The organism is Actinacidiphila sp. bgisy167, from assembly GCF_057707665.1.
The window spans coordinates 49,551-75,355 of record NZ_JBYIQP010000006.1; the positions used below are offsets into that span (position 1 = coordinate 49,551).

Below are 25,805 nucleotides of genomic sequence, written 5' to 3' on the forward strand. Positions count from 1 at the left end.
CCGGAAGGGTTGCACGTACCCTGGGGACGACGGCCGCGCAGCCCCTGGCGGCGGACCCGGTCCCGCGGGTGAACCGGTGGATGCTGCATGCTGTGCACTTCACCCATGCCCTGGCTACGGAGCGTCGAATGACCAGCTTCCCGGAGATCTCCATCAGTACGGAGCGGCTGGTGCTGCGCCTGTTCGAGGAGTCCGACATCCCCGCCCTGGCGGAGATGATGAACGACGAGGCCGTGGTCGCGTGGACCTCCGTGCCGCATCCGTACACGGCGGCGGACGCCCGCGCGTTCATCACCGAGCTCGCCCCCTCCGAGCGGGCGGCGGGGCACGGCATCGTGCTCGCCGTCACCGAGTTCCTCACCCAGCGCCTGGTCGGCATCGTCCACCTGCAGCGCACCGACTGGCGCCTGCGCAGCAGCGAGGTCGGGTACACCATCGCCCCCTGGGCGCGCGGCGAGGGCTACGCCGCGGAGGCCGTCCACGCCGTCGCCCAGTGGCTCTTCGACGACCAGAAGTTCGAGCGCCTGGAACTGCGCACCGCGGCGGACAACGCGGCCTCCCAGCAGGTCGCGCAGAAGATCGGCTGCATCAGCGAGGGCGTGCTGCGCAGCGCGGGCCTGGTCCGCACCCGGCCGCACGGGGAGCCCGGCGGCCGCTGGGAGCACGTCCGCACGGACCTGATCGTGTGGAGCCTGCTCCCGGAGGACCTCGACGGCCTCGCCGAGGAGTCCGCCGACGGCTCCGACTACGCGGCCTACGCCGACTGGCGGTGAGCACCCGGCGGCGCGGCAACCCGGCCGGGGTACTGTGCACACCCCGGGAACACCGCACCCCCGGGGAACCACACCGCGACGCGCCTTGGAGGCAGGACGACGATGGCAGACCGTGTCACCGTGATCGGGTGGGACGGATCACCACCGGGCGAGGCAGCGCGTTCCGCGCTGTCGGCCGCCACCCTGGTGGCCGGGACCCGGCACCATCTGGCACTGCCCTTCGTGCCGCAGGAAGCCGAGCGGATCGTGCTGGGCAGCATCGAGTTGGCCGCCCGCCGCATCGCGCGGCACCGCGGCACCGCGGTCGTCCTCGCCGACGGCGACCCCGGCTTCTTCGGTGTCGTCCGCGCCCTGCGTGCCCCCGAGTACGGGCTGGAGGTCGAGGTCGTCCCCGGCGTCTCCTCGGTCGCCCAGGCCTTCGCCCGGGCGGGCATGCCCTGGGACGACGCCCGTGTGGTCGTCGCGCACACCCGCACCCTGCGGCGGGCCGTCAACGTCTGCCGCGCCCACCCGAAGGTCGCCGTGCTGACCGCGCCCGGGGCCGGACCGACAGAACTCGCCCTGCTGCTCGGCGACGAGCACCGCACCTTCGTGATCTGCGAGGCGCTCGGCACCGAGCACGAACAGGTCACCGTGCTCACCTCCGACAAGGTGGCCGACCACACCTGGCGGGACCCCAACGTCGTCCTCGTCGTCGGCGCCGCCCCGGCCGCCGCCCCCGTGCCCGCCCCCGCGCAGTCCGGCTGGCTGGCCGGCGGGGACCCCGCCGCGGCCGACCGGGTACGGGGCTGGGCCCTGCCCACCGAGCGGTACACGCCCGAGGACGGCCCGGCGCAACTGCGTGCCCTGCAACTGGCCCGGCTCGGGCCGCGGGCGGGCGACCTGCTGTGGGACATCGGCGCCGGCGGCGGCGCCGTCGCCGTGGAGGCGGCGCGGTTCGGCGCGGCCGTCATCGCGGTGGAGGCCGACGCCGCGGCGTGCGACCGGATCGAGGGAACCGCACGGGACTTCGGGGTGCGGGTGCGGGTCGTCCGGGGCCGTGCGCCGCACGTGCTGGAAGACCTTCCGGAACCGGACATCGTGCGCATCGGAGGCGGCGGACCGGAGGTCGTCGCGGCCTGCGCCGCGCGCCGGCCGGAGCGAATCGCCGCGAGCGCCGCGAACCGGGACGAGGCAGAAGCCGTCAGCCGCGCCCTCGACGAGGGCGGATACACGGTGGAGCGTGCGTTGTTGCAGGCAGTCGAGCTGAATGACGAGTGGCGCGAGCGGGAGCGGGCCGTGGTGTTCGCGCTCCTCGGACACCGCAGGTGAGCCGGTGGGTTGCGCCCGTATTGGCACCGGTTTGAGGTGAACCCCCCTGCGCACGCGCGGGCACACGCGCGGTAGGCTGACGGACCGCTGCGCCGTCGTCGCGCATTGACGTCGCGTGAGGGCTGATCAGGATTGGTCAGGCCCGGTCGATCGCAGTCGTCGTGCCGGTTGCCGCCCGCGCTCGTTCTCTGAGTGGGCAGTGTGCTCGGCGCAGCGATGGAAGGAGCGAAACCGATGGGCGAGGGGCACGCATGACTGACACCGGCCAGGTCCCGGGTGAGGGACTGCCGGAGAACGCAGGCGAAGAAGCGGTTCTGCAGCCGCACGCCGACCTGCCCGGCAGCGGCGCGCAGCAGCAGTCCGTCCCTTTGTGGGACGTCGATCCGCTCACCGCGCCGGTTCCTCCCGGGTACCACTACCTCGACCAGCCGTCCGGCCCCGCGCCGGTCGAGGAGGACGAGGAGATCCTGCTGATGCCCGGTCTGCAGGGGTCCTGGGCCGATCCGCAGCCCGTGCCCCCGCAGCCCGTTCCGGCGCCCGCCGTTCCGCCGCAGCCCGTTCCGGCGCCCGCTCCCGTGACGCCGCCCGCGCCGTTCCCCGCGCAGGCAACCGCCCCCGCCCTGCCGGTCGAGCACTTCCCGCACGGCGTCCCCGGCGCACCCGAGGGCATCGAGCGCGGCGCCCACGAGAGCGGCGGCCGTGACTCGGTCTCCCTCGACTACTCCGCGGTCCGCACCGACACTCCGGTCGCCCCGGGGATGCCGGTCCCGGAGCAGCCCGCGCCCGCCGAGGACGCGGTGCAGGGTCAGGAGCCCGAGCCCGAGCCGCGACCCCATGTGCCGGCCCAGGCCCAGGTGCAGGAGGCCGCCCAGAGCGCCCCCGTACCGCCGCGGCGGCCGCTCCACATGGGCCCCCCGATCCCGGACCCCTCCAACGGCGGCGGCATCGTGCGCTCCCTGGCCGACCGCGGTCCGGCCACCCCGGCGCCCGCCCCGGCGCCCATGCGGCAGTCAGGGCCGCCCACCACGGGACCGGAGTACCTGGACGTCCTCCGCGACGAGGCCCCGGCCGGGGCTGCGACGCCGGCGCCCGAGGCCGTCGTGGCCGCTCCTGAGCCGGCGGCCGCGTCCGAGCCCGGGAACGAGCCGGTGGCCGTGCCCGTGCCGTCGCTGGAGACCCCGGACGAGCCGCTGCCGTTCGGCATGGAGCCGGCTGCCGGGGTGCCCGTGGCGCCGGTCGTCCAGGAGACGCCGGAGTTCGTGGTGGTGCCGGAGCCGGCCGCGGTGCCGGAGCCGGCCGCGGTGGAGGGACCGGCGGCCGCCGAGGCCGTGGCGGAGCCCGCGCCGGTCGTGGAGCCGAAGCCCGCGCCCGAGTCCGCGGCGCCCGTCGCCGAGCCCGTGTCCGCCCCCGCCGCGGCCGCGCCGGAGGAGACCCCGGTCGCCGCCGTCGAGACGCAGCCGGAAGCCGAGACGCACCCGGCGCCCGAGGCGCCCGCGGAGCCCGAGGCATCCGCGGAGCCCGAGGCATCCGCGGAGCCCGAAGCGCCCGCGGAGCCCGAAGCGCCCGCGGAGCCCGAAGCGCCCGCGGCGTCCGAGAATTCCGAGGTGCCCGTGGACCCGGAGGCATCCGTGGACCCGGAGGCGCCGTCGGCTAAGGACGAGGCGGAGCAGCAACTGCCGCCGGCGCCCGCCGCCGAGGGGTACGACCCGGCCGTGCGGGACGCGGTGCACCGCGTCATCCGCGAGCGCCGGGACATCCGCAACGGCTTCCGCAAGGACCCGATCCCGCACGAGGTGCTGATCCGCGTGCTGGAGGCGGCGCACACCGCGCCGAGCGTCGGCCACTCGCAGCCGTGGGACTTCGTCGTCATCCGCTCCGCCAAGACCCGCGAGCGCATGCACGAACTCGCCATGCGGCAGCGCGAGGCGTACGCCAAGTCGCTGCCCAAGGGCCGCGCCAAGCAGTTCCGCGAGCTGAAGATCGAGGCGATCCTCGACACCCCGGTCAACATCGTCGTCACCGCCGACCCCACCCGCGGCGGCCGCCACACGCTGGGCCGCTACACCCAGCCGCAGATGGCCCCGTACTCGTCGGCGCTCGCCGTGGAGAACCTCTGGCTCGCCGCACGCGCCGAAGGCCTCGGCGTCGGCTGGGTCAGCTTCTTCGACGAGCGCGAGATGGTCCGCGAACTCGGGCTGCCCGAGCACCTCGAGGTCGTCGCGTACCTCTGCGTCGGCTACGTCGACGAGTTCCCCGAGGACCCCGAACTGGTGCAGTCCGGCTGGTCCAAGCGGCGCCCCCTGTCCTGGGTCGTCCACGAGGAGGAGTACGGCAACCGGGCGCTGCCCGGCGAGGAGCCGCACAACCTCCTGGAGGAGACCCTGCGCGGCATCCGTCCGCTGGACGCCAAGGCACTCGGCGAGGCCTGGGAGCGGCAGAAGCGGATGACCAAGCCGGCCGGCGCGCTCGGCATGCTGGAGATCATCTCGGCGCAGCTCAGCGGGCTGTCCCGGCAGTGCCCGCCGCCGATCCCGGAGCCCGCGGCCGTCGCGATCTTCGCCGGGGACCACGGGGTGCACGCCCAGGGCGTCACCGCCTGGCCCCAGGAGGTCACCGGCCAGATGGTCGCCAACTTCCTCGGCGGCGGGGCGGTGTGCAACGCCTTCGCCAACCAGGTGGGCGCCGAGGTGTGCGTGGTGGACGTCGGCGTGGCCTCCGAGCTGCCCAGCACTCCGGGTCTGCTGCCCCGCAAGGTCCGTCCGGGCACCGCCGACATGACCGCCGGGCCCGCCATGTCGCGCGAGGAGGCCCTGCGCGCGATCGAGGTCGGCATCGAGACCGCACGCGACCTCGTGGCCGCGGGCAACAAGGCGCTGCTGACAGGGGAGATGGGGGTCGCCAACACCACTGTCTCGGCGGCCCTGATCTCCGTCTACACCGGCGTCGACCCGGCGGAGGTCACCGGGCGCGGCACCGGCATCAACGACGAGATGCACGCCCGCAAGATCGACGTCGTGCGGCGCGCCCTGGAACTCCACCAGCCCGACCCGTCCGACCCGATCGAGGTCCTCGCGGCGATCGGCGGCCTCGAGCACGCGGCCATGGTGGGCCTGCTGCTCGGCGCGGCCTCTCTGCGGACGCCGGTGATCCTCGACGGCGTCAGCGCGGGCGCGGCCGCGCTGGTGGCCCGCGCCATCGCCCCCGAGGTCCTCGCGGCCTGCATCGCCGGCCACCGCAGCGCGGAGCCCGGCCACCGCGCGGCGCTGACCAAGCTGGGGCTGCGGCCGCTGGTCGAACTCGACCTGCGGCTGGGCGAGGGCACCGGCGCGCTGCTGGCGCTGCCGCTGGTGCAGAGCGCCGCGCGGGCGATGCGCGAGGTGGCGACCTTCGACTCCGCGGGGGTCACGGAGAAGTCCTGACGCGGGCGGTCCTCGAGGTGGGGCGGGGTGACGCCCCGCACCCGGCGGCCCACCGCGGGCGCGCCGCAGGTGTGATCTTGGGCGCTGCGGCGCGGTCGCCCCGCACCGTAGGGTTGGGGCGGGGCAGGGTCGCCCCCGCAACCCCGTCACGCCGCGAGGCACACCCGAGGAGCCGCATCGCCATGACCGCCGCCGAGGACCGCAACGACCCGCCCGCCTACCCCGTCGGACTGCGCCTCGCGGGCCGGCGCGTAGTGGTCGTCGGCGGCGGCCAGGTCGCGCAGCGCCGGTTGCCGCCGCTGGTGGCGGCCGGGGCCGACGTCGTCCTCGTCTCCCCGTCCGCGACGCCGTCGGTCGACGCGATGGCCGCCGCGGGCGAGATCCGCTGGGAGCGCCGTCGCTACCGGCCCGGCGACCTCGACGGCGCCTGGTACGCGCTGATCGCCACCACCGACCCCGAGGCGAACGCAGCGGCCTCCGCGGAGGCGGAGGATCGCCGGGTGTGGTGCGTGCGCAGCGACGACGCCGACGCGGCGACCGCGTGGACCCCGGCGACCGGCCGTACCGAGGGTGTGACGGTCGCCGTCCTGACCGGCCGGGACCCTCGGCGTTCGGCGGCCGTGCGGGACGCGATCGTGGAGGGCCTGCGCGACGGCTCCCTCGCGGCGCCGCAGCACCGGGGCAGGACTGCGGGCGTGGCCCTGGTCGGCGGCGGGCCGGGCGACCCGGACCTGATCACCGTGCGCGGGCGCCGGCTCCTCGCGGAGGCGGACGTCGTCATCGCCGACCGCCTCGGCCCGCGCGACCTGCTCGACGAACTGCCCCCGCACGTCGAGGTGATCGACGCGGCGAAGATCCCCTACGGCCGGGCGATGGCGCAGGAGGCGATCAACGCGGCGCTGATCGAGCACGCGAAGGCCGGCAAGGCGGTCGTGCGGCTCAAGGGCGGGGACCCCTACGTCTTCGGACGCGGCATGGAGGAGGCGCAGGCGCTGGCGGAGGCGGGTATCGCGTGCACCGTCGTGCCGGGCATCTCCAGTTCCATCAGCGTCCCGGCCGCCGCCGGCATCCCGGTCACGCACCGGGGAGTGGCCCACGAGTTCACCGTCGTCAGCGGCCATGTGGCTCCGGACGACCCGCGGTCGCTGGTGGACTGGGCGGCGCTCGCCCGGCTGCGCGGCACCTTGGTGCTGCTGATGGCCGTGGAGCGGATCGGCCCGATCGCGACGGCGCTCGTGGAGCACGGCCGGGGCGGCGACACCCCCGTCGCGGTGATCCAGGAGGGTACGACCGCGGCGCAGCGCCGCGTCGACGCGACCCTCGCGACCGTGGGGGAGCGGGTGGTGGCGGAGGGAATCCGGCCGCCCGCGGTGATCGTCGTCGGCGAGGTCGTCGCCGTGGGCGACCGCGCGGCCGACGGGGAGCAGTGACAAAGGTGCCGGCGGCACCGCACTTCGGACAAGGCAGTATCACCTGTGGCTGAGCTCATCACCATCGAGGATCCCGACGACCCGCGCCTTCGGGACTACACCTCCCTCACCGACGTCGAACTGCGCCGGCGCCGCGAGCCCGCGGAAGGGCTGTTCATCGCGGAGGGCGAGAAGGTCATCCGGCGCGCCGGCCAGGCCGGTTACCGGATGCGCTCCATGCTGCTGTCGGCCAAGTGGGCCGACGTCATGCGGGACGTCATCGACGAGGCCGAGGCGCCCGTCTACGTGGTCGGCCCGCAACTCGCCGAGCGGGTCACCGGCTACCACGTGCACCGCGGCGCCCTCGCCTCGATGCAGCGCAAGCCGCTGCCCGACGCCGGGGACCTGTTGGGCGGGGCGCGGCGGATCGTCGTCATGGAGTCGGTCAACGACCACACCAACATCGGCGCCATCTTCCGCAGCGCCGCCGCCCTCGGCATGGACGCCGTCCTGCTCTCCCGGGACTGCGCCGACCCTCTGTACCGCAGGTCGGTCAAGGTCTCCATGGGCGCCGTCTTCTCCGTCCCCTACGCCCGGCTGGCCGCCTGGCCCCGCGACCTGGAGACAGTGCGTGAGGCGGGCTTCCGGCTGCTCGCGCTGACCCCTCACGAGCAGGCCACCGACATCGACGCGGCCGCCCCGCACCGGCTGGAGCGCGTGGCGCTGATGCTCGGCGCCGAGGGCGACGGCCTGTCGAAGCGGGCGCTGGCCGCGGCCGACGAGTGGGTCCGCATCCCCATGGCGCACGGGGTGGACTCCCTGAACGTGGGGGCGGCCGCCGCCGTCGCGTTCTACGCGGTGGCGTCCGGTCGCCCCCGGGACTGACTCAGCCCGCCGCGGCCGGCAGGTCCACCAGCGCGGCGAGGGCCGCCCGATGGCGACCGGGCGTGCCCAGGGCGATCTCGTCGGCCTTGGCCCGCTTCAGGCGCAGGTGGGCGGGGTGTTCCCAGGTCATGCCGATGCCTCCGTGCAGTTGGACGCACTCCTCGGCGGCCCGCACGGCGACCGGCGCGCAGTACGCCTGCGCCACGGCCACCGCGACCGGGGCGTCCGCTCTGTCGCCCGCGAGAGCGTCGGCGGCGTTGCGCGCGGCGGCTCGGGCCTGGACGACCTCCAGCCACAGGTCCGCGAGCCGGTGCCCCAGGGCCTGGAAGGAACCCACGGGGCGGCCGAACTGGCGGCGTTCCTTCAGGTAGGCCACCGTCTCGTCCAGGCACCACTGGGCCAGGCCCACCTGCTCCGACGCCAGCAGCCCCGCCCCCGTCAGCAGGGCCCGTTCCACGGCCGCCGCGGCAGTCCCCGGTCCGGCGAGCCGGCGGGCCGCCGCCCCGTCGAAGGAGACGTCCGCGATCGGCCGGGTCAGATCGAGCGGCACCGGAGCGGAGCGGGCCGTCCCGGGCGCGTCCGTACGGATCTCGTACAGCCCGGGCCCGTCCGGACCGGTCGCCGGCACGACCAGCACGTCCGCGGCGGTCGCGTCGGCGACGCTGGTCACACGCCCGACGAGGACGCCGTCCGCGTCGGCCCGCACCCCCCGGAAGACGTCCGCCCCCGGCGCCGAGGACAGGGGCACGGCGAGGGCGGCGGTCTGCTCGCCCTCAGCGAGCCGTGCCACGAGGGCCTCGGACGCAGCGCCGCCGGCCACCGGCAGGGCGGCCGTGGCCAGCACGGTGCTGCCCAGGAAGGGCACGGGCGCCACGAACGTCCCCAGCTCCTCCAGCACGACCGCGGCCTCCCGCGCGGAGCCGCCCTGGCCGCCGAGCTTCTCCGGCACCAGCAGCCCGGCGACCCCCACCTCCCGGGCCAGCGTCCGCCACAGTGCGGTGTCGTACGGCGCGGCGCCCTCGCAGCGCGCCAGGACCTCCGCCGGGTCGCACCGGTCGAGGAGGAGCGCGCGCACAGCGGCACGCAGGTCGTCCTCGACGTCGGAGTAGAGCAGGTCGGCGCTCATCGCGGCAGGTCCTTCCAGGGGACGTCCTTGTCCGTACGGGGTTCGGCGGGCAGGCCGAGGACACGCTCGGAGATGATGTTGCGGAGGATCTCGGAGGTGCCGCCCTCGATCGAGTTGCCCTTGGCCCGCAGATAGCGGTAGCCGGCGTCGCGGCCGTAGAAGTCGACGCTCTCCGGACGGGTCATCGTCCAGTCGCCGTAGCGCAGTCCGTCCTCGCCGAGCAGTTCCACCTCCAGGCCGCTGACGCGCTGGTTCAGCGAGGCGAACGCCAGCTTCATGCCCGAGCCCTCGGGGCCGGGCGCGCCCACCGCGAGCTGCTGGCGCAGCCGTTCTCCGGTGAGCCGGGTGACCTCGGCGTCCACCCACAGCCGAAGCAGCCGGTCGTGCAGATCGGGGGTGCGCAGCTCGGGCCGCTCCCGCCAGGTCGCGGCGACGGTGCCGATCATCCCGCCCTCGCGGGGGAGCGCGCTGCCGCCGATGGCCACCCGTTCGTTCACCAGCGTCGTCCGCGCCACGCTCCAGCCGTCGCCGACCTCGCCGAGGCGATGGGCGTCGGGGATCCGCACGTCCGTCAGGAAGACCTCGTTGAACTCGGCCTCACCCGTGATCTGCCGCAGCGGCCGCACCTCCACGCCCGGGGCCGTCATGTCGCACACGAAGTAGGTGATGCCTTGATGCTTCGGGACGTCCGGGTCGGTGCGCGCGATGAGGATCGCCCAGCGCGCGCTGTGGGCGTTGGACGTCCACACCTTCTGGCCCGTCACCAGCCAGTCGTCCCCGTCCCGCACGGCCCTGGTACGCAGGCCGGCGAGGTCCGAGCCCGCTCCGGGCTCGCTGAACAGCTGGCACCAGACCTCCTCCCCGGTCCACAGGGGGCGCAGAAAGCGGGCCTTCTGCTCCTCGGTGCCGTACCGGAGCACGGTGGGGGCGGCCATCCCGAGGCCGATGCCGATCCGGCGCGGTTCGTTGTGCGGCGCCCCGGCGGCCGCGAGTTCGGCGTCCACGACTCCCTGCAGCGGGCGCGGTGCGCCCAGGCCGCCGAGGCCCTCCGGGTAGTGCACCCACGCCAGACCGGCGTCGAAGCGGGCCCGCAGGAAGTCCAGGCGGTCCGTCGCCGCCGGATGGTGGGAGGCCAGCAGCGCGCGCACGCGCTCGCGCAGCTCCTCCGGTGTGACCGTGATGCGCATGCGTCCCTCCGCGTGTGCGTAGCGCTAAGCAAGCGCTTAGAAATTAACCCGCGGAGTGGCCTCCCGTCACCCCCTGGTGGGTTGTCGAAGGCGTCAGCCGGCGTGTGCTTCCATGGCCCTGACGCCTTCCTGACGGCTGTGTGACAGCGGACACAGGAACTCGGCCGGGGCGGCGGAGGGTAATGAATGTGACGCAAAGAGAACCATCAGAGCCGTCGCGTGGGCGCATCCGAGCAGGAGACCGCGCCGCGTTCGCCGATCTGTACGAACGGAACGCGCGAGCGGTCTACAGTCACGCGCTGCGGTTGACCGGTAGCTGGCCGGAGGCCGAGGATGTCATGTCCGAGACGTTCCTCGCCGCCTGGCGCGCGCGGGAGACCGTGGATCCCGAGGGCGGCTCCCTCACCCCGTGGCTGCTGGGCATCGCCACGTACAAGGCTCACAACGCCAACCGCGGACTGCGGCGGAAGCTCGCCTTCCTGGCACGCAGCCCGGAGCCCCGCCCCGTCGAGGACTTCGCGGAGGAGACGGCCGGCCGGATCGACGACGCCCGCCGCCTGGCGGCCGTGTACGACACGCTGCGCCGGCTGCGCCGCCAGGACAGGGAGGTGATCGCCCTGTGCGTGGCGGCCGGGTTGGATTACCGGGAAGCCGCCGAGGCCCTGGACATCCCGGTCGGCACCGTGCGCTCGAGGCTCTCGCGCGCCCGGAACCGACTGGCCAGGCTGAGTGCCGCACCAGCGCCGGGCGCGAGGGTGGAACCGGACGGCGCCCGCGGAGGGATAGAGAGCGAGGCCGCGTTCGCGGCGCTCTTTCTGCAGGAGGAAACCCCATGAACGCCGATGATCCGCACGGCCCCGGCTCCCCCCGGAGCGCCGCGGAAGAACTGCTGGCGGCCTCGGCCGCCTGGGACCTCTCGCCGAACCGCCACCTCCACCACAAGGAAGTTCTGATGCAACAGATCGACCGGGACGCCATCTCCGACGCCCGGACGCCGATGGCACGGCTCAGCCGTCGGCTCCGTCCGGCGATGGTCCTGCCCGTGGCAGCCGTACTGACCGGCGTGCTGGTCGTCACCGGGTCCGGCGGTGACCACACCTCGGCCCCGCGCCGGTCCTCCGTCGCCGGGCCGGCGAAGGGCAATGGCGCGGCCGTCACCCTCGACCGGATCGCCGCCGCCGCCATGACGCGGGACGTGACGCCGGTGGAGGACGGCCAGTTCGTGTACGTCGCGTTCCTGAGCCGCGAGAACAAGGGCGCCTTGAACAGCCCGGTCCGGCTCGGTGCGCCGGGCAGGCACGAGGTGTGGACCGCCCAGGGCTCCGGCCCCACCACCAGGACCGGCTGGATCCGCGACACGGGCAAGGACGCGGTCATGCCCGGCGAACTGGTCCCCATCGTCAGCACCTCGCCCGTGGGCCCGGGCCTGGACCACGCCACATACAAGTGGCTGGCCTCGCTGCCCACGGACCCCGAGGCCCTGCGCACCCTGCTCTACGCCCAGACCGAGCCCTGGGGCGACCTGTCCAAGGACGAGACCGTCTTCCGGAACATCGGTGAGCTGCTGCGCTCGACGATCATGCCGCCCGCTACCGCCTCCGCGCTGTACAAGGTCGTCGAGAAGATCCCCGGAGTCACCATGGTGCCCGACGCCGCCGATGCGGCAGGACGCCGCGGCATCGGCATCACGCGCGAGGACCCCGGGTCCGCCACGCGCGACGAATGGATCTTCCACAGGAAGACCTTCGCCTACCTCGGCTCGCGGTCCTACATGACCGCGGCCAAGGGCACCGGCGGAACCGATACGTTGTACGGCATCGACGCCGTCATGGCGAGCGGTGTCGTCGACAGCCCTGGCGAGGTGTCCGCCGACACCGCGGGTTGACTTGCCGCCACCGCAAGGACTCCCCGCTCCCTGGAGCGGGGAGTCCTTGCGGCGCGTCGGCCGGGAGCCGGCGGTCGGTCCGCCCGGCCGGCCGGCGCTCCGGTGACGACTCGGCCGGTGACGACCTGGGGCGCACTCGCGTGACGCGGGCCGCCGGAAGCCTCACCCGCGGCCTCGCCCACCGCCCCCAGCGCCACATCGACGAGCACGTCGACCCTTCAGTCCACGACAAAGGCGGCGACCGAGGTCACGCTCGTGGGCAGGGGTGCGCACCGCGCCGTGGTGTGGACGACGTCGGTGGAGGCGTGGGTGTTCGTGCCGGCCGGGGCGCTTACGGCGTGTGGGGTGCCGTCACGCCCGGCAGCAGGCCGAGCCCCCGGCTCGGCCCCTGGCAGCCCTGGGCGGCCGCGATGCCGAGCGCGACGAGGAGGGTCACGGTGACGAAGACGATGAGCCGCTGCCGCAGCAGCCTGCGGTCGGCGCCCAGCGGTCGGCGGCCGGCGGGTGTGCGCGGCACCGGCGTGCGCCCGGACGGGGTCCGGGCCGGGGTGCGCGGTGTGGCGGGCGTACGGGGGGAGACCGGGGTGCGCGGCGGCACGGGTGTGCCCGGCGCCGTCCGCCGCTCTGTCTGCTGCTCCGCGTACGCCTGCGCCCGCGGGCCCGTGGGCCGCTCCGGGCGCGGAGCGGACGCCTTGGGCACGATGTCCCGCCACCCCGGTGCGGCGCCGAGGCCGCGTGCCTCGCGGGCCGCGATCTCGGTGAGCCGCTCGGAGAGCTGGACCGTGCTCGGCCGCTGCTCCGGGTCCTTGGCCAGGCACGCCTGGACCAGCGGGGCCAACGAGTCCGGCACACCGGTGAGGTCCGGCTCCTCGTGCACGACCCGGTAGAGCATGACCTCCGAACTGCCCTGTCCGAAGGGCGAGTCGCCCGTCGCCGCGTAGGCCAGCGTCGCGCCGAAGGCAAAGACGTCGGTGGCCGGGGTCACCGCCGCTCCGCGCACCTGCTCCGGCGCGAGGAAGCCGGGGGAGCCGACGGCCGTTCCCACGTGGGTGAGGGTGCTCGCGCCGGTCGACCAGGCGATGCCGAAGTCGATGATCCGGGGCCCCTTGGGCGACAGCAGGATGTTGGAGGGCTTCAGGTCGCGGTGGACGACCCCGGCCTCGTGGACGGCGACCAGCCCCTCCGCCAGAGCGGCGCCGATGGACGCGGTCTCGGCTGCGGAGAGCGTGCCGTCCCGGACGACCTTGTCGTGCAGCGAGGGCCCGGGAACGTACTGCGTGGCGAACCACGGCCGGTCCGCCTCCAAGTCGGCGGCGACCAGCCGCGCCGTGCAGCCGCCGCGGATGCGTCTCGCCGCCGACACCTCGCGGGCGAAGCGCGAGCGAAACTCCTGGTCCTCGGCGAGTTCGGGGCGGATCACCTTCAGCGCGACCCGCTGGCCGCGCTTGTCGGCACCCAGGTAGACGACGCCCATGCCGCCCGCGCCGAGCCGCCGGTGCAGGCGGAACGAGCCGACGACACGCGGGTCCTCGCGCCGGAGCCGCATCATCGCCATGTCGTCCATCCCCGCTGCCTGCCTGGCCAGTCTGACCCCGACAGCTTACGGACTGACCGCCCGTCGCGGCGCGAGGCCGCGCCCGCGCGAAGCAGCCGATTGTCAGTGCCGGATGGGATCCTGGTAAGCGTGGGGAAGGTTCCGGCCGCTGACGGGGCCGGAAATTCGTCATGCCGTCAACAGTCCATCGGGCAAGGGGGATTGACGCCATGAAGGGTGATCGAGTCGAGATAGTCGTCGACGCCGGCGACACGACGAGGACGTATGAAGTGGTCGCCACCAGGGCCGGCCGCAGGGTCGAGACGGCGGTCCGCCGAGGGGTGGTGGAAGTGAGCGAAGTCACCCGGTCCGGCTCCGTGGTGCGCACCGCGCGCTTCATGGCCACCCGGGTCCTGGCCCTGGTCGAACAGCCTGTGCCCGCGGGCGACGGCGAGGACGAAGAGCGGGCCTGACGGCCGGAGTCCGTGCCCGCCCGGGAGATCCCCTCGGGGATCTCCCGGGCGGGGCGGCCGGGTTCCTCCACCCAGGGGAGTACACGGCGGGTTCGGGAGTCATCCTCGGGGAGGCCAGGGAAGCGGTACGAAGGCATGACGACCGCTGCCCGCGCCGCGCCTAGGCTTGTGGTCAAGCGGCGGGTGGAGCACTCGTCCCCCGAGGTCGATCACCCGCCGCGTCGACCACTGTGCTTGATCACGGACCACGACCCGGGAGGGGGCCATGGCGAACACGGCGAGCCGTACGGTGCGGCCGGCACGCGGCAGCAGGATGGCCGCCTTCGGCATACGCCCTTCGGGCACCCGGCATCCGCTGGTGGCGGTGGCGATGGTGCTGCCGCTCGCGGTGCTGCTCGCGGTGGCCTTCGGAGGCTGGGACGCGGTGGTCACACAGGCGTCGTCCGTAGCCGGTCTGATGGGGCGCTGACAGAGGCCCCGCGGTCCCGGAAGAGCGGTCCGGGTCCGCAGGAACGGTGAACCAACCCCGTGGGGACGGGGGTCCACGGACGGCATGAGTGCCCGGGTACCTTTGGCGGTACCCGGGCATCACACCGTGGCGCCGACGTGGCGCCCGCGGGCAGGCGGCGGGTGCCGCACAGGGGGCCGGTACACGGGCAGTGGGGGAGTGAGTGAGCAGCAGCGGAGCACCGCTGGCGCACGCCCTGGGGGCGGTCGCGGCAGCGGCTTCACGTGTGCCCGGCCAGGCACGGCCCGCCGTGCTCGCCGACCGCCCCGACGCCACCGTCGTCCGCGGGGGCCGTCTCGTCGCCAAGGCGCACGCCCCGGGGACCGACCCCGCCGAACTCGCCCTGCGGCTGCGTGTGGCCGTCCATCCGCTGCTCGACGGCATCCTGCTGCCCCCGGCGCCGCTGCCCGACCACGGCGGAGCGCTGAGCACGGTGCTCCTCGGCCGCACCGTGAGCCTGTGGCCCGTCGGCCGGCCCGTCGACCGCGACGATCCGGACTCCGCGCCCTGGGCGGAGGCCGGTGCTCTCCTGGCCCGGCTGCACACCGTGCCGCCGTCCCGGCTGCCCGGCCCGCCGCCGCGGATGCGCGGCCCGGCCAGGGCGGCCGGCGCGGTCGCCAGGATGCTCGCCGCCGGCCCCGGCGACCCGGCGGTGCTCGCCGCCTGGCACGGCCTGCCGCCCTGGGCGCGCGGCGAGGCGCCGCAGCCGCGGCAGTCGCTGTGCCACGGCGACCTGCACATGGGCCAACTGGTGCGCCACCCGGCGCCCGACGGCCCCTGGCGCCTCATCGACGTCGACGACCTCGGGCTCGGTGAGCCCACCTGGGATCTGGCTCGGCCGGCGATGTGGTTCGCCGCCGGGCTGCTCGACCCCGTCGACTGGGGTCGCTTCCTCGGCGCGTACCGCGCCGGTGGCGGCCCCGCCGTCCCCGCGGACGGCGACCCGTGGCCGCATCTGGACGCGGCGGCGCGGGCGTTGGCGGTCCAGACCGCGGCGACAGCCGTCGCCAAGGCCGCGCAGGAGGGCCGTGCGCTCGACGGGACGGAACAGTCCGTCCTCGAGACGTGCCGCCGAATCGCGGAAGTAGAGTGCAGTTCCACGCCGGGGGACGACGCCCCCCGGCCGGCGCGAGCGAGGAGATGAGCCGACGATGCTCTGTCCCAAGTGTCATGGCCCCATGCAGACGTTCACCCGCAGCGGTGTCCAGATCGAGCAGTGCGGCAACTGCCGGGGGATCTTCCTGGACTACGGGGAGCTCGAGGCGCTGACCCGCATGGAGTCGCAGTACGCCCAGCCCGCCCCGCCGCCCGCCTACCCGCAGGCGTACCCGCAGCAGCACGCCGCTCCGGCCTGGGGAGCCCCGCATGGCGGGCACCACGGCCACCGCAAGCCGCAGAGCTGGGCGCACATGCTCTTCTCGTCGTGACACGACCGAGGGCCGGAGCGAACGCTCCGGCCCTCGGTTCTGGTGGACGATACTGGGATTGAACCAGTGACCTCTTCCGTGTCAGGGAAGCGCTCTCCCGCTGAGCTAATCGTCCTCGGTACTGCTACGGGTGGTGCAGCGTGCGCGATACTGGGATTGAACCAGTGACCTCTTCCGTGTCAGGGAAGCGCTCTCCCGCTGAGCTAATCGCGCTCGGGTCCCCATGACGACGTGCCGGGGAAGGGCCCTCCCGGGCCCAGTGGACGATACTGGGATTGAACCAGTGACCTCTTCCGTGTCAGGGAAGCGCTCTCCCGCTGAGCTAATCGTCCTCAGAGGTGGAGACGGGATTTGAACCCGTGTAGACGGCTTTGCAGGCCGTTGCCTCGCCTCTCGGCCACTCCACCACGCAGGGGCGGTGACCCCCACTTCGAGCGGACGACGAGATTCGAACTCGCGACCCTCACCTTGGCAAGGTGATGCTCTACCAACTGAGCCACGTCCGCAGTGCCTCCCCCGGAGTTCGCGTCCGGGCGGGACCTCCGCCGGGGCGCTTCCGCGTCCCGGCGACGAGTTGAACTCTAGCGGATTACGGCTCAGCGACCAAAACGCGTTTCCGCAGCGTGCCGGGTCGGTGACCAGCACATCTCGCCCGTCGCCACCGACCTAGACTCGCACTCGCCCCTCCGGACCGACCTGGGAAGCCCCGTGCCCGACCTCGAGCCCCTCGCCAGATTCGGCGGCCTCGTCGCCTCCGACCTGCGGGATGTCACCACCGACCCCGCTGCCCTGGACTCCTCCGGCTTCTGGGCGGTGGTCGCCGGCTTCGACGGCGGCACGGTCTGCGCGCGCTTCGGGAACGTACGGCCGGCGCCGGCCGAGCCGGCCCCGCGCCGTCCGTGGAAGGGACCGGCCCGCGGCGACTGGACGTCCTCACTGGACCGCGTCGGCTACACCGCGGGAGTGCGTCGCGTCCGCGAGTACATCGCGGCCGGCGAGGTCTACCAGGCCAACCTGTGCCGGGTGCTCACCGCTGTGCTGCCCGACCCGGAGGCCGACATCGACGCCCTCGCCGCCGTCCTCGCCCGTGGCAACCCCGCCCCGTACGCGGGAATGGTCCGGCTGCCTGCCCACGGCACAGAGGTGGCCAGCGCCTCCCCCGAACTGTTCCTGAGCCGCCGCGGTGCGGTGGTCGAGTCCGGGCCGATCAAGGGCACCGGCCGCACCGAGGCGGACCTGCTGCCCAAGGACCACGCCGAGAACGTCATGATCGTCGACCTGGTACGCAACGACCTCGGGCAGGTCTGCGCCACCGGCACGGTCACGGTCCCCGACCTCTGCGTCGTGGAGAAGCACCCCGGACTCGTCCACCTCGTCTCCACCGTGCGCGGCGAACTGCGCGAGGGCGCCGGCTGGGCCGCGCTCCTGGACGCCGCGTTCCCGCCGGGCTCCGTCACCGGAGCGCCCAAGTCCAGCGCCCTGCGCATCATCGCCGAACTGGAGACGGCCCAGCGCGGCCCGTACTGCGGCGGCATCGGTTGGGTCGACGCCGACCGCGGCACCGGCGAGCTCGCGGTGGGCATCCGCACCTTCTGGATCGACCGCACCGCGCCCGGCGGCCCCGTACTGCGGTTCGGCACCGGCGCCGGGATCACCTGGGGCTCCGATCCGGAGCGGGAGTGGGACGAGACGGAACTGAAGGCCTCCCGGCTGCTGGCGGTAGCGTCGGGTACGTACGACTCGAACGAAGGCGAACGGAACCATGGGGCGAAGTGACACCGTGAGCACGAACACCGCGGGCGCGATCTGGGTCAACGGCGCGCTATGCGAGACCGACGAGGCATCCGTGTCCGTCCTGGACCACGGCCTGACCGTGGGGGACGGCGTCTTCGAGACGCTCAAGGCCGCCGGCGGCACCGCCTTCGCGCTGGACCGCCACCTGCGCCGCCTGGCCCGCTCCGCGCGCGGCCTCGGACTGCCCGAGCCCGACCTGGACGAGGTGCGCCACGCATGCGAGGCCGTCCTCGCCGCCAACCCGGTGCCCCACGGCAGGCTCCGCGTCACCTACACCGGCGGCACCTCCCCGCTCGGCTCCGAGCGCGGCACCACCGGCCCCACCCTGGTGGTCGCCCTCGGCTCCGCGAGCGTCCGCCCCGACACGACGGCCGTCGTCACCGTTCCCTGGACCCGCAACGAGAAGGGCGCCCTCGCGGGACTGAAGACCACCTCGTACGGGGAGAACGTCGTGGCCCTGGCCCGCGCCCACGAGCACGGCGCCTCCGAGGCGCTTTTCGCCAACACGCGGGGACGTCTCTGCGAGGGCACCGGCTCCAACGTCTTCGTCGTCCTCGGGGGCAAGCTGCTCACCCCGCCGCTTGACTCCGGCTGCCTCGCCGGGATCACCCGGGAGCTGGTGATCGAGTGGGCGGGCGCCGAGGAGGCCGATCTCCCGTTCGAGGTGCTCGGGGAGGCGGAGGAGGTCTTCGTGACCTCCTCGCTCCGCGACGTCCAGGGCGTCCACCGGGTCGACGACCGCGAGCTGCCCACGGGGACCCGTCCCGGCCCGGTGACGGCCAAGGCGATGCGGGTCTTCGCGGAGCGCTCAGCGGCACACCCCAACCCCTGAGCCGGGGCGTCGCGCCTCCGTACCCCGCGACCCACGCAGAGCGGCGACTTGGTAGAACTCGACACCATGACGACCACCCTGCGCCCGGCCGAGCCCGAGCAGCGCCGACCCGACGGAGTGCGCGCCCGCCGCTTCCACGTCTGTGTCAACGGACGAGTGGTGGGCGAGACCACCGTGTCCACCGACCCTCGGTTCGGGCCGGAGGTGGGCGGCATCGTCGCGCTGCGGATCGACCAGGCCGAGCAGCGCCGCGGCCGCGGTACGGTCGCGGCCCTCGCCGCCGAGGAGGTGCTGCGGGGCTGGGGCTGCCGTCGCGTCGAGGTCTCGGTGCGGGCGGAGGACTCGGCGGCGCTCCGCCTCATGGACGCGCTGGGGTACGTCGTCCGCAACCGGTCCATGTCCAAGACGCTGCCCGACGTGCCGCCGGCCCTGCCGCCGGACAGTGCCGTGCGGCCGATGACGGAGGCGGAGTACCCGGTGTGGGCGGCCCAGGCGCGGGACGAGTACGCGCTGTCCCACATCCGGCGCGGCGTGCCCGAGGCGCAGGCCCGCGCCAAGGCCGAGGCGGACTTCAGCGCCCTCCTCCCCGAGGGGCCGGCGACGCCGGGCGCGGTGCTGAGGGTGCTGGAGGCCGGCGGGGCGACGGCGGAGGAACGGGAGGCCGTGGGGAACCTGTGGCTGGGGCGCAGGGACGAGTCCACCGGGTACGTCTACAACGTCCGCGTCGCCGAGGCGCACCGCGGGCGGGGCCATGGGCGCACGCTCATGCTCGCGGCGGAGCGGGAGTGCCTGGCGGCGGGATTCGAGCGGCTGGGGCTGAACGTCTTCGCCGGGAACGAGCCGGCGGAAAGGCTCTACGCGGCCCTCGGGTACGAGGTGACACAGGTGCACGCGGCGAAGCCGCTGGTCTGAGTCCCTGGTCGGCCAGGGGGACGTTGTGTGTGGGGCGGCGTCCACACGGAGCGTACGGAGGCTGCCCACGTACCGGTGGCCGGCTGTCCCGCCGTCTCGCGTCCTGGGGGCGCGAGGATGCCGGCTGCGGAGGGGGAGGGTGTGGGGCTGCCCTTCTCTGCGGTGCGGGTGGGTTCGGAGCGGGGGCTCAGGCTCCGGAGCGGATTCCCGCACCCATGGCGTGAGTCTCGTTGCCCCGCGAGGAGAGACGGCCGCTTCCACGCCCACTCGTGGTGGTGGGGGCGTTCGCCGTGACCGGCGTCTGCGGCCGATACGGGGTGCTGTCGGGCGATTGAGGGGGACGGCGGGCCCGCTTTCGCCGACATGGGTGGCGACACAGAGCCCGATGTCACCAGGCGCATCGGGGGCACCCGCAGACGCGGTTCACGGCGGGCACGGCACCCACGCACAGGGGGCGTGGCAACCGGCCATCCGCACCCGCGGACGGCAAAAGAGACCCCGGCCGCCGCAAAGGTCACCCGCGACGGTGCCGGAGCCCCGCCACGCACCACCCGCACACCCCCGGCGAGGGCAGGCCCCACCCCTCCCCTCCGTAGCCCTCGTCTGTGCGCGCCCGGAGGGCGCGAGGGTGGGACAGCCGCGGTACCCGGAGTCGGACGCGCTCCGACGCGATGGGAACGCCGCCCTTCGGCCTTCAGGCGTCGTGCGTCCGGGGCCGCGTCGCCGTACGGCGGCGGCACAGCTCAGCGGCCCAGAGCGCTGTCCGCATAGGTTTCGATGCGGGCGCGCAGGTCCTCCTGAGAGGTGCCGCCGTCCAGGCGTTCGCCGGAGATGACGTAGGTGGGGGTGCCGGTGACGCCGATGGCCTTGCCCTCGGCGTGATCGGCGTCGACGACGAGAAGGTGCCGCCCGTCGACGAGCGCTGTGTCGACCTCTTCCGCGTCGAGGCCCAGCTCGGCCGCGATCTCGACCAGCACTGCCTCGCCCCGCTCGCCCAGTTCCTTCGTGCGGGCGAGGACCGCCTCCGTGTACTCCCAGCCGCGGCCCTGGACGAAGGCCTCCTCCGCGGCCTGGGCGGCGGCGTAGGAGTGCTTGTGCTTCTCCAGGGGGAAGTGCCGCAGTTGGATCTCCAGGGCGTCGCCGTAGCGCTCGCGCAGGGCGCGCAGGTCGGTGAGGGCGGTGGCGCAGTCGGGGCACTGGAGCTCGCACCAGTACTCGAGGACGACGGTGCGGGGAGTCGCTTCGTTCATGGGGTCAGTCTCCCACTGGGGGAGGAGCCGCCCCGGAGATCACCCTGAGGTCGCGTCGGGGTCGTGGCCCGCGGGCGGGGGCCGGGTGCAGGATGGAGCCAGCAGACGATTTCGGAGGAGCTCCGCATGCTGACTTCGACCGTATGTGTCGCGCTGTCCGCGGCGGGCCTGGCGATCGCCCTGCTCGCCGCTTTCCGGCGCAGGTTCCGCAAGGCGACGGTGATCGCGGCGGCAGCCCTGCTGCCCGTCGGCCTGTACATGACGGGCCTGCTGTCGCTGGCCGGCACCGTCGTCCGGGCCGTCGTGGACTGGGCGGCGGACCTGGTGTTCAAGCCGTCCGTGTGGGCGGGGTTCGCGGTGCTGGCCCTGTCCGTGGTGCTGTACGCCCTGGCGCGGGTCTTCGGACGCCGCGGGCGCGTCACGGAGGGCGGCGGCGGGGGCCGGGCGGTCGCTCCGGAGGCGGAGAAGCCGGCGCTGGGGCGGGGGCGGAAACCGGCCTCGAAGACGGCGAAAAACGATCCCGATCTGGCTGAATTCGGTGAGATCGAGGAGATCCTCAAGCGCAGGGGCATCTGAGCGGCGTGTTGCTCGCGGGGGGTGGCGGCGTTGCGTCATCATCGCCCTGGCGGCCTTCAACTACCGCCCCCTGAGCGGTGTTTGGCACGGCCGGGGGCGTACGGTTGTACGGGTTCGCCCCCCTCCTAGCGCACCGTAAGGCCATGCAAGCCGACGCAGACGACGACGAGCCACGCGGTTGCCTGTTCGCGCTCTCCCAGCCGCCGCTGATGCTCTTCCTGACCGTCATCGGCGGTCTGCTCGCCCTCGGCGGGCTCTACGACCTCTGGCCGTTCTGAGCCGGCACGGCGGCGACGGCCTCCCGGCGGCGCGCCCGGTAGGCGGCGACATGGAGCCGGTTGCCGCAGGTGCGGCTGTCGCAGTAGCGACGCGAACGGTTCCGTGAGAGGTCGACGAAGGCGCGCCGGCAGTCCGGGGCGTCGCAGCGGCGCAGCCGCTCCCGCTCCCCGGCGACGAGGAGGAACGCCAGGGCCATGCCGCAGTCGGCGGCCAGGTGGTCGGCGAGGGAGGCGCCCGGGGCGAAGTAGTGGACGTGCCAGTCGTAGCCGTCGTGATCGGTCAGCCGGGGCGTGGTGCCGGCCTCGGCGACGAGGGAGTTGACCAGCGCGGCGGCCTCGCGGGTGGCGGGCGCGGAAAAGACCTGGGCGAAGCGCTGCCGGAGGGCGCGAACCGCGGCAAGGTCCTTTTCGTCCAGCGAGTCGACGTCGCTGATCGCGTTGCGTTCCACGAAGGCGCTCAGTCCCGCGAGGTCGGCCAGATCCTCGCGGCCGTCACTCTCCGGAGTGGTGTTGAGGAGATCCACCACGCAGTCGAGTGCGCACCTGGTGTCATGGTTGATCAGCACGGGATCGCTCTCTCCCTGGCCTGATGGGTCGGGCGTTCCGGTGACTGTAGCGCGAGAGCCGTCGTCGTGGAGCGCGCTGCTCTGCGACGACGGCCCCGGCAGGTCGGGTCCGCGCCGTACCCCCGAGATGCGTACGGCGACGGACGGTCGGTGGACTCAGCTCTCGGCGAGGATGTGCGAGAGCTCGGTGTCCAGGTCGAAATGGCGGTGTTCGGTGCCGGGGGGCACCGCGGCGTCGGTCCGCTTCAGGAACGACTCCAGGGCCCGCGCCGGGGCCTCGAGCAGCGCCTCCCCCTCCGGAGAGCTGAGGGCGATGCACACGACGCCCTGGCCGTGACTGCGGGACGGCCAGACCCGGACGTCGCCGGTGCCGGTGGGCCGGTGCAGACCTTCGGCGAGCAGGTCGCGGGCGAACACCCATTCGACTGTCTCCTCGGCACCGGTGTGGAAGGTGGCGTGCACGGCGTAGGGATCGGCCGTGTCGTACCGCAAGCCCGCGGGTACGGGCAGTGACGATTCGCTCGACACAACGAGGCGCAGGTGCAGCTCGCAGCTGACCGTGGTGTTCATAAGCGCCAGGGCCTTTCGCTCAGTGTGCGCTCGGGGATTCGCACGTCGGCGAAATCGACATGCCACCTGCGGGGACGTTGTAAACCCCTCTGACGGGTTTGTGAGGGTTCCGGTACCTCGTCCGGCCGAGTTCTTTTCCTCCCCGGCGAGCCATTACGGTGACGGAGTCGGGTCGGGTAGGTTTGGCGGCATGACTGCGGAGAGTGACGAGCGGGAGGTGGCCGTGGCCATGGATCCCGCGACACGCGACATGGGGGACGGCGGGGAGGCCGGCGACGGGCGGGCCGGGGGCTCCGAGCCCCCGCTGGGGTCGAGGGCGCCGCAGTTCATCCGCCGTTCCCGAGCGCTGCACATGAGCTGGCAGGTCGGGGTCTTCCTGGTGGGTCTGGCGGTCGTGGGCACAGGTGTGATCCTGCTTCCGCTGCCGGGGCCCGGCTGGGTGGTGATCTTCGCCGGCATGGCGGTCTGGGCGACCGAGTTCGTCTGGGCCCAGCTCGTGCTCCGCTGGGCGAAGCGGAAGGTGACCGAGGCGGCGCACAAGGCGCTCGACCCGAGGGTGCGGCGCCGGAACGTGACGCTGACGGCCGTCGGGCTGGTGATCATCGGCGTGCTGCTGGGATACTACGTGTGGAGGTTCGGCTTCGTGATGCCGTGGAAGGCCGACCTGGGCTGACGCGCCCTGCCGAGGCGCCCTGCCGAGGCGCCCCTGACACATGTCTCGTCGGCGGTCCCGTTCGGTCCTGTTCATGGTTGCGGTCTTGGTCGCGCCGACGTCTGGGCCTCGGGCCTGCGTGATGGTCGGGGGCACCCGCTGACATGCGGTAATGTTGGTCCCGCACCCGGGCGATTAGCTCAGCGGGAGAGCACTTCGTTCACACCGAAGGGGTCACTGGTTCGATCCCAGTATCGCCCACCCGGACCGAGGGCCCGGAAGCCGTAGCGGCTTCCGGGCCCTCGGCGTCGTGTGCGGGCGCGCGCCGGGCTCACAGCTCCGGGGCCGCGTCACGGGCCGGGTCCTGTGCCTGGGGGCCGCGGTGCTGCAGCAGGCGGGCGAGGCCGTGGCGGGTGGCCGCGAGGACGACGCGGTCGTCGGGCCGCAGGACGTAGCCGGGGTGCAGGTCCCAGGCCAGTTCGGGCTCACGGGGACGGAGATCGTGGTCCATCGCCGCGGCCAGGTCCGGCCGCCGGTCGGAGGGCGCGGCCAGGTCGAGGGCGAGCACCCGCCACTCGCCCGGGCGGAAGGCGTCGCTGATGGTGCGTCCCTGCAGTTCCGCGTGATCGCGTACCTCGATCGCCGCGAAGACCAGCACCTGGCGTTCCACCGGAATGGCGCCGAGGACCTGGCGGCCCATCATCGCGCCGGCGAACGCGGGCGCCGCCAGGGTGGAGACGCTGCGGCTGCGGGTCGTGGCCTCGGGATAGGAGTCCCGCATCGCCCGGTAGACGGTGGTGGCGAAGTCGTCGTCGAAGATCCGCATCACCACGCGCAGGCCGGGGGCGGCCTCGCGGGCGCTCAGCGCGGCTTCCAGATTGGTGGTGTCGTCGCTGGTGAGAGCCATCAGTGCCCGGCTGGAGCCGATCCGGGCGTCGTCCAGGACCCCTTCCTCGGTGGCGTCGCCGATGACGACCGGTACGCGCCGAGCGCGGGCATGGGCCACGCCGCGCGCCTCGGGGTCCCGTTCGACGCACACCACGTCGATGTCGAGCGCGCACAGCCTGTCCAGGACCCGGCTGCCCACTTTGCCCAGGCCGATCAGGACGATGTGCCCGGACAGACCCCGGGGCGGCGACCGCAGCGCGGAGGCGGTGCGGAAGCTGCCCAGCGTCTCCAGCACGATCGCGAAGAGCACCGGCAGCAGCGCCGCGCCGGAGAGTCCGGACAGCAACTGGAGGATCTGCCGTCCGGGGCGGTCGTCCACCGCCGGATCGTTGATGTTGAGCAGGTCAAGCAGCGACAGGTACGCGGCGTGCAGGGGCGAGCCCCCGACGGCACGCCAGGTCAGGGCGGCGAAGAGCACCTGAAGGACGATGAGCCCGGCGAAGGCGTACCCCAGCCGCCGGGAGAAGAGCTCCCGCAGGGGTGGCGCGCCCCTGCGCCGCCGGCCCGCGGGCCTGCCCTGGTCCCGGGTGACCGTCTCCAGGACGACACGGCCGTGCGCCCCGGCAGCGGCCCGCACGGTGCTGTCGTCGGGCAGCAGCCGCGCGCCGCCCGGGCCGGCGGCGTCGGCCTCGCCACCCGGATCGGCGGGGGAGTCGGACAGCACGGCCAGGGTGCACAGCGCCGGCGGATGGCGCGGCCCGTCGTCCTCGCTGTTGAGCGGACGCTCGGCGGCGCCCAGGATCAGTCCGCCGGCCTGGACGACCTTGCTGCTCCCGACCACGGCCGCCGCCACCAGGGCCGGGGCGGCGGTGTCCGCGTCGGACAGGACGGTGGTGGACGCGTCGAGCTCGTAGGGCCGCAGCTGCGGAGAGCGGGCCGCGGCGGCCCGTTCGAGCATCTCCTCCAGATGCCGGCCCAGCTTGCGGTTGTACATGCGGATGACGAGCCGGATGTCGGGGTTCAGGCGCCGGGCCCGTAAGGCGGCGTGGATGTTGGTCTGGTCGTCGCCGTACGCGAGCGCCAGCGCCACCGCGTCCCGCACACCCGCCTCGAGCAGGGTGGTGTCGCTCGGCTCCACCGCTTCGAGCACGCGCACGCCGTGCCGCCGCGCCAGTTCGGCGATCCGGGGTCCGCGGTCGTGGCGCAGCGAGGGCAGGACCACCGTGACGTGCTGGCGGTAGCTGGCGGCCAGTTCGTGGGCGAGCCGGTGGACGAGCGCGTCCTCTCCGCAGATGACCATGTGTCCGAGCAGCGGTGCACTGCGCCTCTGGCTCGGCACACCCGGCATGCCCGCGGCTTCCCCGATCCCCGGCACGTGCCCCCCGTTTCCGCTTCCGGGCGGGCTCTCCGCCCCCGGCGGCAGCGCCGGACCGATCGGGCGCGGCCGGCCCTGCGGCAGGGTATCCGCTCTGCCGCCGAGGGTGTGCCCCGGTCGCCCGTCCACCGCGGCACGCGCCTGTTCGGTCGACATTCAGCGGTTCCCGGTGGCG

24 protein-coding genes and 6 tRNA genes are annotated in these 25,805 nt (G+C 73.9%); 18 read left to right on the forward strand and 12 right to left on the reverse strand.

Translation table 11 applies throughout. The features are described 5' to 3' along the window. The first annotated feature begins 128 nt into the window (after window positions 1-128). The 5 genes from AC3ET4_RS03840 to AC3ET4_RS03860 all read left to right on the forward strand — a co-directional run bounded on the left by AC3ET4_RS03840 (window position 129) and on the right by AC3ET4_RS03860 (window position 7,797). Window positions 129-773, forward strand: a complete 645-nt coding sequence (locus tag AC3ET4_RS03840; protein WP_431945842.1) for a GNAT family N-acetyltransferase — start codon at window positions 129-131, stop codon at window positions 771-773. Between the two features lie 102 nt (window positions 774-875). Beyond that, complete coding sequence (gene cbiE / locus AC3ET4_RS03845) at window positions 876-2,084, forward strand: precorrin-6y C5,15-methyltransferase (decarboxylating) subunit CbiE (RefSeq protein WP_431945844.1); 1,209 nt, start codon at window positions 876-878, stop codon at window positions 2,082-2,084. A gap of 251 nt (window positions 2,085-2,335) precedes the next feature. Then, window positions 2,336-5,503 carry a nicotinate-nucleotide--dimethylbenzimidazole phosphoribosyltransferase gene (gene cobT, locus AC3ET4_RS03850; RefSeq protein WP_431945846.1) on the forward strand — a complete coding sequence of 1,056 codons (3,168 nt, stop codon included), beginning with the start codon at window positions 2,336-2,338 and terminating at the stop codon, window positions 5,501-5,503. 182 nt (window positions 5,504-5,685) lie between these two features. Beyond that, window positions 5,686-6,933 carry a uroporphyrinogen-III C-methyltransferase gene (gene cobA / locus AC3ET4_RS03855; protein ID WP_431945848.1) on the forward strand — a complete coding sequence of 416 codons (1,248 nt, stop codon included), beginning with the start codon at window positions 5,686-5,688 and terminating at the stop codon, window positions 6,931-6,933. Between the two features lie 45 nt (window positions 6,934-6,978). Next, complete coding sequence (locus tag AC3ET4_RS03860) at window positions 6,979-7,797, forward strand: TrmH family RNA methyltransferase (protein ID WP_431945850.1); 819 nt, start codon at window positions 6,979-6,981, stop codon at window positions 7,795-7,797. A 1-nt stretch (window position 7,798) separates the two neighbouring features. Here AC3ET4_RS03860 and AC3ET4_RS03865 read toward each other — a convergent pair whose 3' ends face one another. Next, complete coding sequence (locus AC3ET4_RS03865) at window positions 7,799-8,923, reverse strand: acyl-CoA dehydrogenase family protein (protein ID WP_431945852.1); 1,125 nt, start codon at window positions 8,921-8,923, stop codon at window positions 7,799-7,801. Next, window positions 8,920-10,110 (reverse strand): acyl-CoA dehydrogenase family protein, encoded by a 1,191-nt coding sequence (locus AC3ET4_RS03870; protein WP_431945854.1) that lies wholly within the window; start codon window positions 10,108-10,110, stop codon window positions 8,920-8,922. The genes AC3ET4_RS03865 and AC3ET4_RS03870 overlap by 4 nt, the downstream gene beginning before the upstream one ends. Before the next feature lie 182 nt (window positions 10,111-10,292). Between AC3ET4_RS03870 and AC3ET4_RS03875 the strand changes: the two genes are divergently transcribed. Both AC3ET4_RS03875 and AC3ET4_RS03880 read left to right on the forward strand, forming a co-directional pair. Next, window positions 10,293-10,946 carry an RNA polymerase sigma factor gene (locus AC3ET4_RS03875; RefSeq protein ID WP_431945856.1) on the forward strand — a complete coding sequence of 218 codons (654 nt, stop codon included), beginning with the start codon at window positions 10,293-10,295 and terminating at the stop codon, window positions 10,944-10,946. Next, on the forward strand, window positions 10,943-11,995 hold the full coding sequence (locus tag AC3ET4_RS03880) for a CU044_5270 family protein (RefSeq protein ID WP_431945858.1): 1,053 nt from the start codon (window positions 10,943-10,945) through the stop codon (window positions 11,993-11,995). The genes AC3ET4_RS03875 and AC3ET4_RS03880 overlap by 4 nt, the downstream gene beginning before the upstream one ends. 331 nt (window positions 11,996-12,326) lie before the next feature. Here AC3ET4_RS03880 and AC3ET4_RS03885 read toward each other — a convergent pair whose 3' ends face one another. After that, complete coding sequence (locus tag AC3ET4_RS03885; protein WP_431946036.1) at window positions 12,327-13,550, reverse strand: serine/threonine-protein kinase; 1,224 nt, start codon at window positions 13,548-13,550, stop codon at window positions 12,327-12,329. A 209-nt stretch (window positions 13,551-13,759) separates the two neighbouring features. On the opposite strand from AC3ET4_RS03885, the gene AC3ET4_RS03890 reads away from it, so the two are divergent. From AC3ET4_RS03890 to AC3ET4_RS03905, 4 genes are all read left to right on the forward strand, one after another. Next, entirely contained in the window at window positions 13,760-14,002 is a 243-nt protein-coding gene (locus AC3ET4_RS03890) for a hypothetical protein (RefSeq protein ID WP_431945860.1), read from the forward strand. Between the two features lie 265 nt (window positions 14,003-14,267). Continuing rightward, window positions 14,268-14,471 (forward strand): hypothetical protein, encoded by a 204-nt coding sequence (locus AC3ET4_RS03895; RefSeq protein WP_431945862.1) that lies wholly within the window; start codon window positions 14,268-14,270, stop codon window positions 14,469-14,471. Between the two features lie 202 nt (window positions 14,472-14,673). After that, window positions 14,674-15,654, forward strand: a complete 981-nt coding sequence (locus tag AC3ET4_RS03900; protein ID WP_431945864.1) for a phosphotransferase — start codon at window positions 14,674-14,676, stop codon at window positions 15,652-15,654. A 7-nt stretch (window positions 15,655-15,661) separates the two neighbouring features. Then, window positions 15,662-15,937 carry a TFIIB-type zinc ribbon-containing protein gene (locus tag AC3ET4_RS03905; protein WP_431945866.1) on the forward strand — a complete coding sequence of 92 codons (276 nt, stop codon included), beginning with the start codon at window positions 15,662-15,664 and terminating at the stop codon, window positions 15,935-15,937. Between the two features lie 40 nt (window positions 15,938-15,977). On the opposite strand, the gene AC3ET4_RS03910 is transcribed toward AC3ET4_RS03905, so the two are convergent. From AC3ET4_RS03910 to AC3ET4_RS03930, 5 genes are all read right to left on the reverse strand, one after another. Then, window positions 15,978-16,052: transfer RNA gene (locus AC3ET4_RS03910), tRNA-Val, on the reverse strand. Between the two features lie 26 nt (window positions 16,053-16,078). Next, window positions 16,079-16,150 (reverse strand) — tRNA-Val (locus AC3ET4_RS03915). 47 nt (window positions 16,151-16,197) lie between these two features. Beyond that, window positions 16,198-16,269, reverse strand: a tRNA-Val gene (locus AC3ET4_RS03920). A gap of 4 nt (window positions 16,270-16,273) precedes the next feature. Further along, a tRNA-Cys gene (locus AC3ET4_RS03925) sits at window positions 16,274-16,344 on the reverse strand. Window positions 16,345-16,370: 26 nt separating this feature from the next. Then, window positions 16,371-16,443, reverse strand: a tRNA-Gly gene (locus AC3ET4_RS03930). 202 nt (window positions 16,444-16,645) lie between these two features. On the opposite strand from AC3ET4_RS03930, the gene AC3ET4_RS03935 reads away from it, so the two are divergent. From AC3ET4_RS03935 to AC3ET4_RS03945, 3 genes are all read left to right on the forward strand, one after another. Beyond that, on the forward strand, window positions 16,646-17,713 hold the full coding sequence (locus tag AC3ET4_RS03935; protein ID WP_431945868.1) for a chorismate-binding protein: 1,068 nt from the start codon (window positions 16,646-16,648) through the stop codon (window positions 17,711-17,713). Further along, window positions 17,700-18,563 carry an aminotransferase class IV gene (locus AC3ET4_RS03940; RefSeq protein WP_431945870.1) on the forward strand — a complete coding sequence of 288 codons (864 nt, stop codon included), beginning with the start codon at window positions 17,700-17,702 and terminating at the stop codon, window positions 18,561-18,563. The genes AC3ET4_RS03935 and AC3ET4_RS03940 overlap by 14 nt, the downstream gene beginning before the upstream one ends. Before the next feature lie 66 nt (window positions 18,564-18,629). Next, on the forward strand, window positions 18,630-19,475 hold the full coding sequence (locus AC3ET4_RS03945) for a GNAT family N-acetyltransferase (protein WP_431945872.1): 846 nt from the start codon (window positions 18,630-18,632) through the stop codon (window positions 19,473-19,475). Between the two features lie 743 nt (window positions 19,476-20,218). On the opposite strand, the gene AC3ET4_RS03950 is transcribed toward AC3ET4_RS03945, so the two are convergent. Next, complete coding sequence (locus AC3ET4_RS03950; protein WP_431945874.1) at window positions 20,219-20,725, reverse strand: DsbA family protein; 507 nt, start codon at window positions 20,723-20,725, stop codon at window positions 20,219-20,221. Between the two features lie 126 nt (window positions 20,726-20,851). On the opposite strand from AC3ET4_RS03950, the gene AC3ET4_RS03955 reads away from it, so the two are divergent. Both AC3ET4_RS03955 and AC3ET4_RS03960 read left to right on the forward strand, forming a co-directional pair. After that, complete coding sequence (locus AC3ET4_RS03955; RefSeq protein ID WP_431945876.1) at window positions 20,852-21,301, forward strand: hypothetical protein; 450 nt, start codon at window positions 20,852-20,854, stop codon at window positions 21,299-21,301. Window positions 21,302-21,444: 143 nt separating this feature from the next. Next, complete coding sequence (locus AC3ET4_RS03960) at window positions 21,445-21,579, forward strand: hypothetical protein (RefSeq protein ID WP_431945878.1); 135 nt, start codon at window positions 21,445-21,447, stop codon at window positions 21,577-21,579. On the opposite strand, the gene AC3ET4_RS03965 is transcribed toward AC3ET4_RS03960, so the two are convergent. After that, on the reverse strand, window positions 21,558-22,145 hold the full coding sequence (locus AC3ET4_RS03965; protein WP_431945880.1) for a CGNR zinc finger domain-containing protein: 588 nt from the start codon (window positions 22,143-22,145) through the stop codon (window positions 21,558-21,560). The genes AC3ET4_RS03960 and AC3ET4_RS03965 overlap by 22 nt on opposite strands. Window positions 22,146-22,301: 156 nt before the next feature. Further along, window positions 22,302-22,715, reverse strand: coding sequence for an SsgA family sporulation/cell division regulator (locus tag AC3ET4_RS03970; protein ID WP_003959770.1), 414 nt, complete (start codon window positions 22,713-22,715; stop codon window positions 22,302-22,304). Between the two features lie 190 nt (window positions 22,716-22,905). Between AC3ET4_RS03970 and AC3ET4_RS03975 the strand changes: the two genes are divergently transcribed. Next, complete coding sequence (locus AC3ET4_RS03975; RefSeq protein ID WP_431945913.1) at window positions 22,906-23,388, forward strand: TIGR02611 family protein; 483 nt, start codon at window positions 22,906-22,908, stop codon at window positions 23,386-23,388. A gap of 168 nt (window positions 23,389-23,556) precedes the next feature. Then, window positions 23,557-23,628 (forward strand) — tRNA-Val (locus tag AC3ET4_RS03980). Between the two features lie 70 nt (window positions 23,629-23,698). Here AC3ET4_RS03980 and AC3ET4_RS03985 read toward each other — a convergent pair. After that, on the reverse strand, window positions 23,699-25,555 hold the full coding sequence (locus AC3ET4_RS03985; protein ID WP_431945915.1) for an NAD-binding protein: 1,857 nt from the start codon (window positions 25,553-25,555) through the stop codon (window positions 23,699-23,701). Between the last annotated feature and the right edge of the window lie 250 nt (window positions 25,556-25,805).

What these genes read in the sequence shown, in the direction of transcription:
- AC3ET4_RS03840 (WP_431945842.1), top strand. Translation starts at nt 129, where the DNA reads ATGACCAGCTTCCCGGAGATCTCCATCAGTACGGAGCGGCTGGTGCTG.
- cbiE (WP_431945844.1), top strand. Translation starts at nt 876, where the DNA reads ATGGCAGACCGTGTCACCGTGATCGGGTGGGACGGATCACCACCGGGC.
- cobT (WP_431945846.1), top strand. Translation starts at nt 2,336, where the DNA reads ATGACTGACACCGGCCAGGTCCCGGGTGAGGGACTGCCGGAGAACGCA.
- cobA (WP_431945848.1), top strand. Translation starts at nt 5,686, where the DNA reads ATGACCGCCGCCGAGGACCGCAACGACCCGCCCGCCTACCCCGTCGGA.
- AC3ET4_RS03865 (WP_431945852.1), bottom strand. Translation starts at nt 8,923, where the DNA reads ATGAGCGCCGACCTGCTCTACTCCGACGTCGAGGACGACCTGCGTGCC.
- AC3ET4_RS03870 (WP_431945854.1), bottom strand. Translation starts at nt 10,110, where the DNA reads ATGCGCATCACGGTCACACCGGAGGAGCTGCGCGAGCGCGTGCGCGCG.
- AC3ET4_RS03875 (WP_431945856.1), top strand. Translation starts at nt 10,293, where the DNA reads ATGAATGTGACGCAAAGAGAACCATCAGAGCCGTCGCGTGGGCGCATC.
- AC3ET4_RS03880 (WP_431945858.1), top strand. Translation starts at nt 10,943, where the DNA reads ATGAACGCCGATGATCCGCACGGCCCCGGCTCCCCCCGGAGCGCCGCG.
- AC3ET4_RS03885 (WP_431946036.1), bottom strand. Translation starts at nt 13,550, where the DNA reads ATGGCGATGATGCGGCTCCGGCGCGAGGACCCGCGTGTCGTCGGCTCG.
- AC3ET4_RS03890 (WP_431945860.1), top strand. Translation starts at nt 13,760, where the DNA reads ATGAAGGGTGATCGAGTCGAGATAGTCGTCGACGCCGGCGACACGACG.
- AC3ET4_RS03895 (WP_431945862.1), top strand. Translation starts at nt 14,268, where the DNA reads ATGGCGAACACGGCGAGCCGTACGGTGCGGCCGGCACGCGGCAGCAGG.
- AC3ET4_RS03905 (WP_431945866.1), top strand. Translation starts at nt 15,662, where the DNA reads ATGCTCTGTCCCAAGTGTCATGGCCCCATGCAGACGTTCACCCGCAGC.
- AC3ET4_RS03940 (WP_431945870.1), top strand. Translation starts at nt 17,700, where the DNA reads ATGGGGCGAAGTGACACCGTGAGCACGAACACCGCGGGCGCGATCTGG.
- AC3ET4_RS03945 (WP_431945872.1), top strand. Translation starts at nt 18,630, where the DNA reads ATGACGACCACCCTGCGCCCGGCCGAGCCCGAGCAGCGCCGACCCGAC.
- AC3ET4_RS03950 (WP_431945874.1), bottom strand. Translation starts at nt 20,725, where the DNA reads ATGAACGAAGCGACTCCCCGCACCGTCGTCCTCGAGTACTGGTGCGAG.
- AC3ET4_RS03955 (WP_431945876.1), top strand. Translation starts at nt 20,852, where the DNA reads ATGCTGACTTCGACCGTATGTGTCGCGCTGTCCGCGGCGGGCCTGGCG.
- AC3ET4_RS03960 (WP_431945878.1), top strand. Translation starts at nt 21,445, where the DNA reads ATGCAAGCCGACGCAGACGACGACGAGCCACGCGGTTGCCTGTTCGCG.
- AC3ET4_RS03970 (WP_003959770.1), bottom strand. Translation starts at nt 22,715, where the DNA reads ATGAACACCACGGTCAGCTGCGAGCTGCACCTGCGCCTCGTTGTGTCG.
- AC3ET4_RS03975 (WP_431945913.1), top strand. Translation starts at nt 22,906, where the DNA reads ATGACTGCGGAGAGTGACGAGCGGGAGGTGGCCGTGGCCATGGATCCC.
- AC3ET4_RS03985 (WP_431945915.1), bottom strand. Translation starts at nt 25,555, where the DNA reads ATGGTCATCTGCGGAGAGGACGCGCTCGTCCACCGGCTCGCCCACGAA.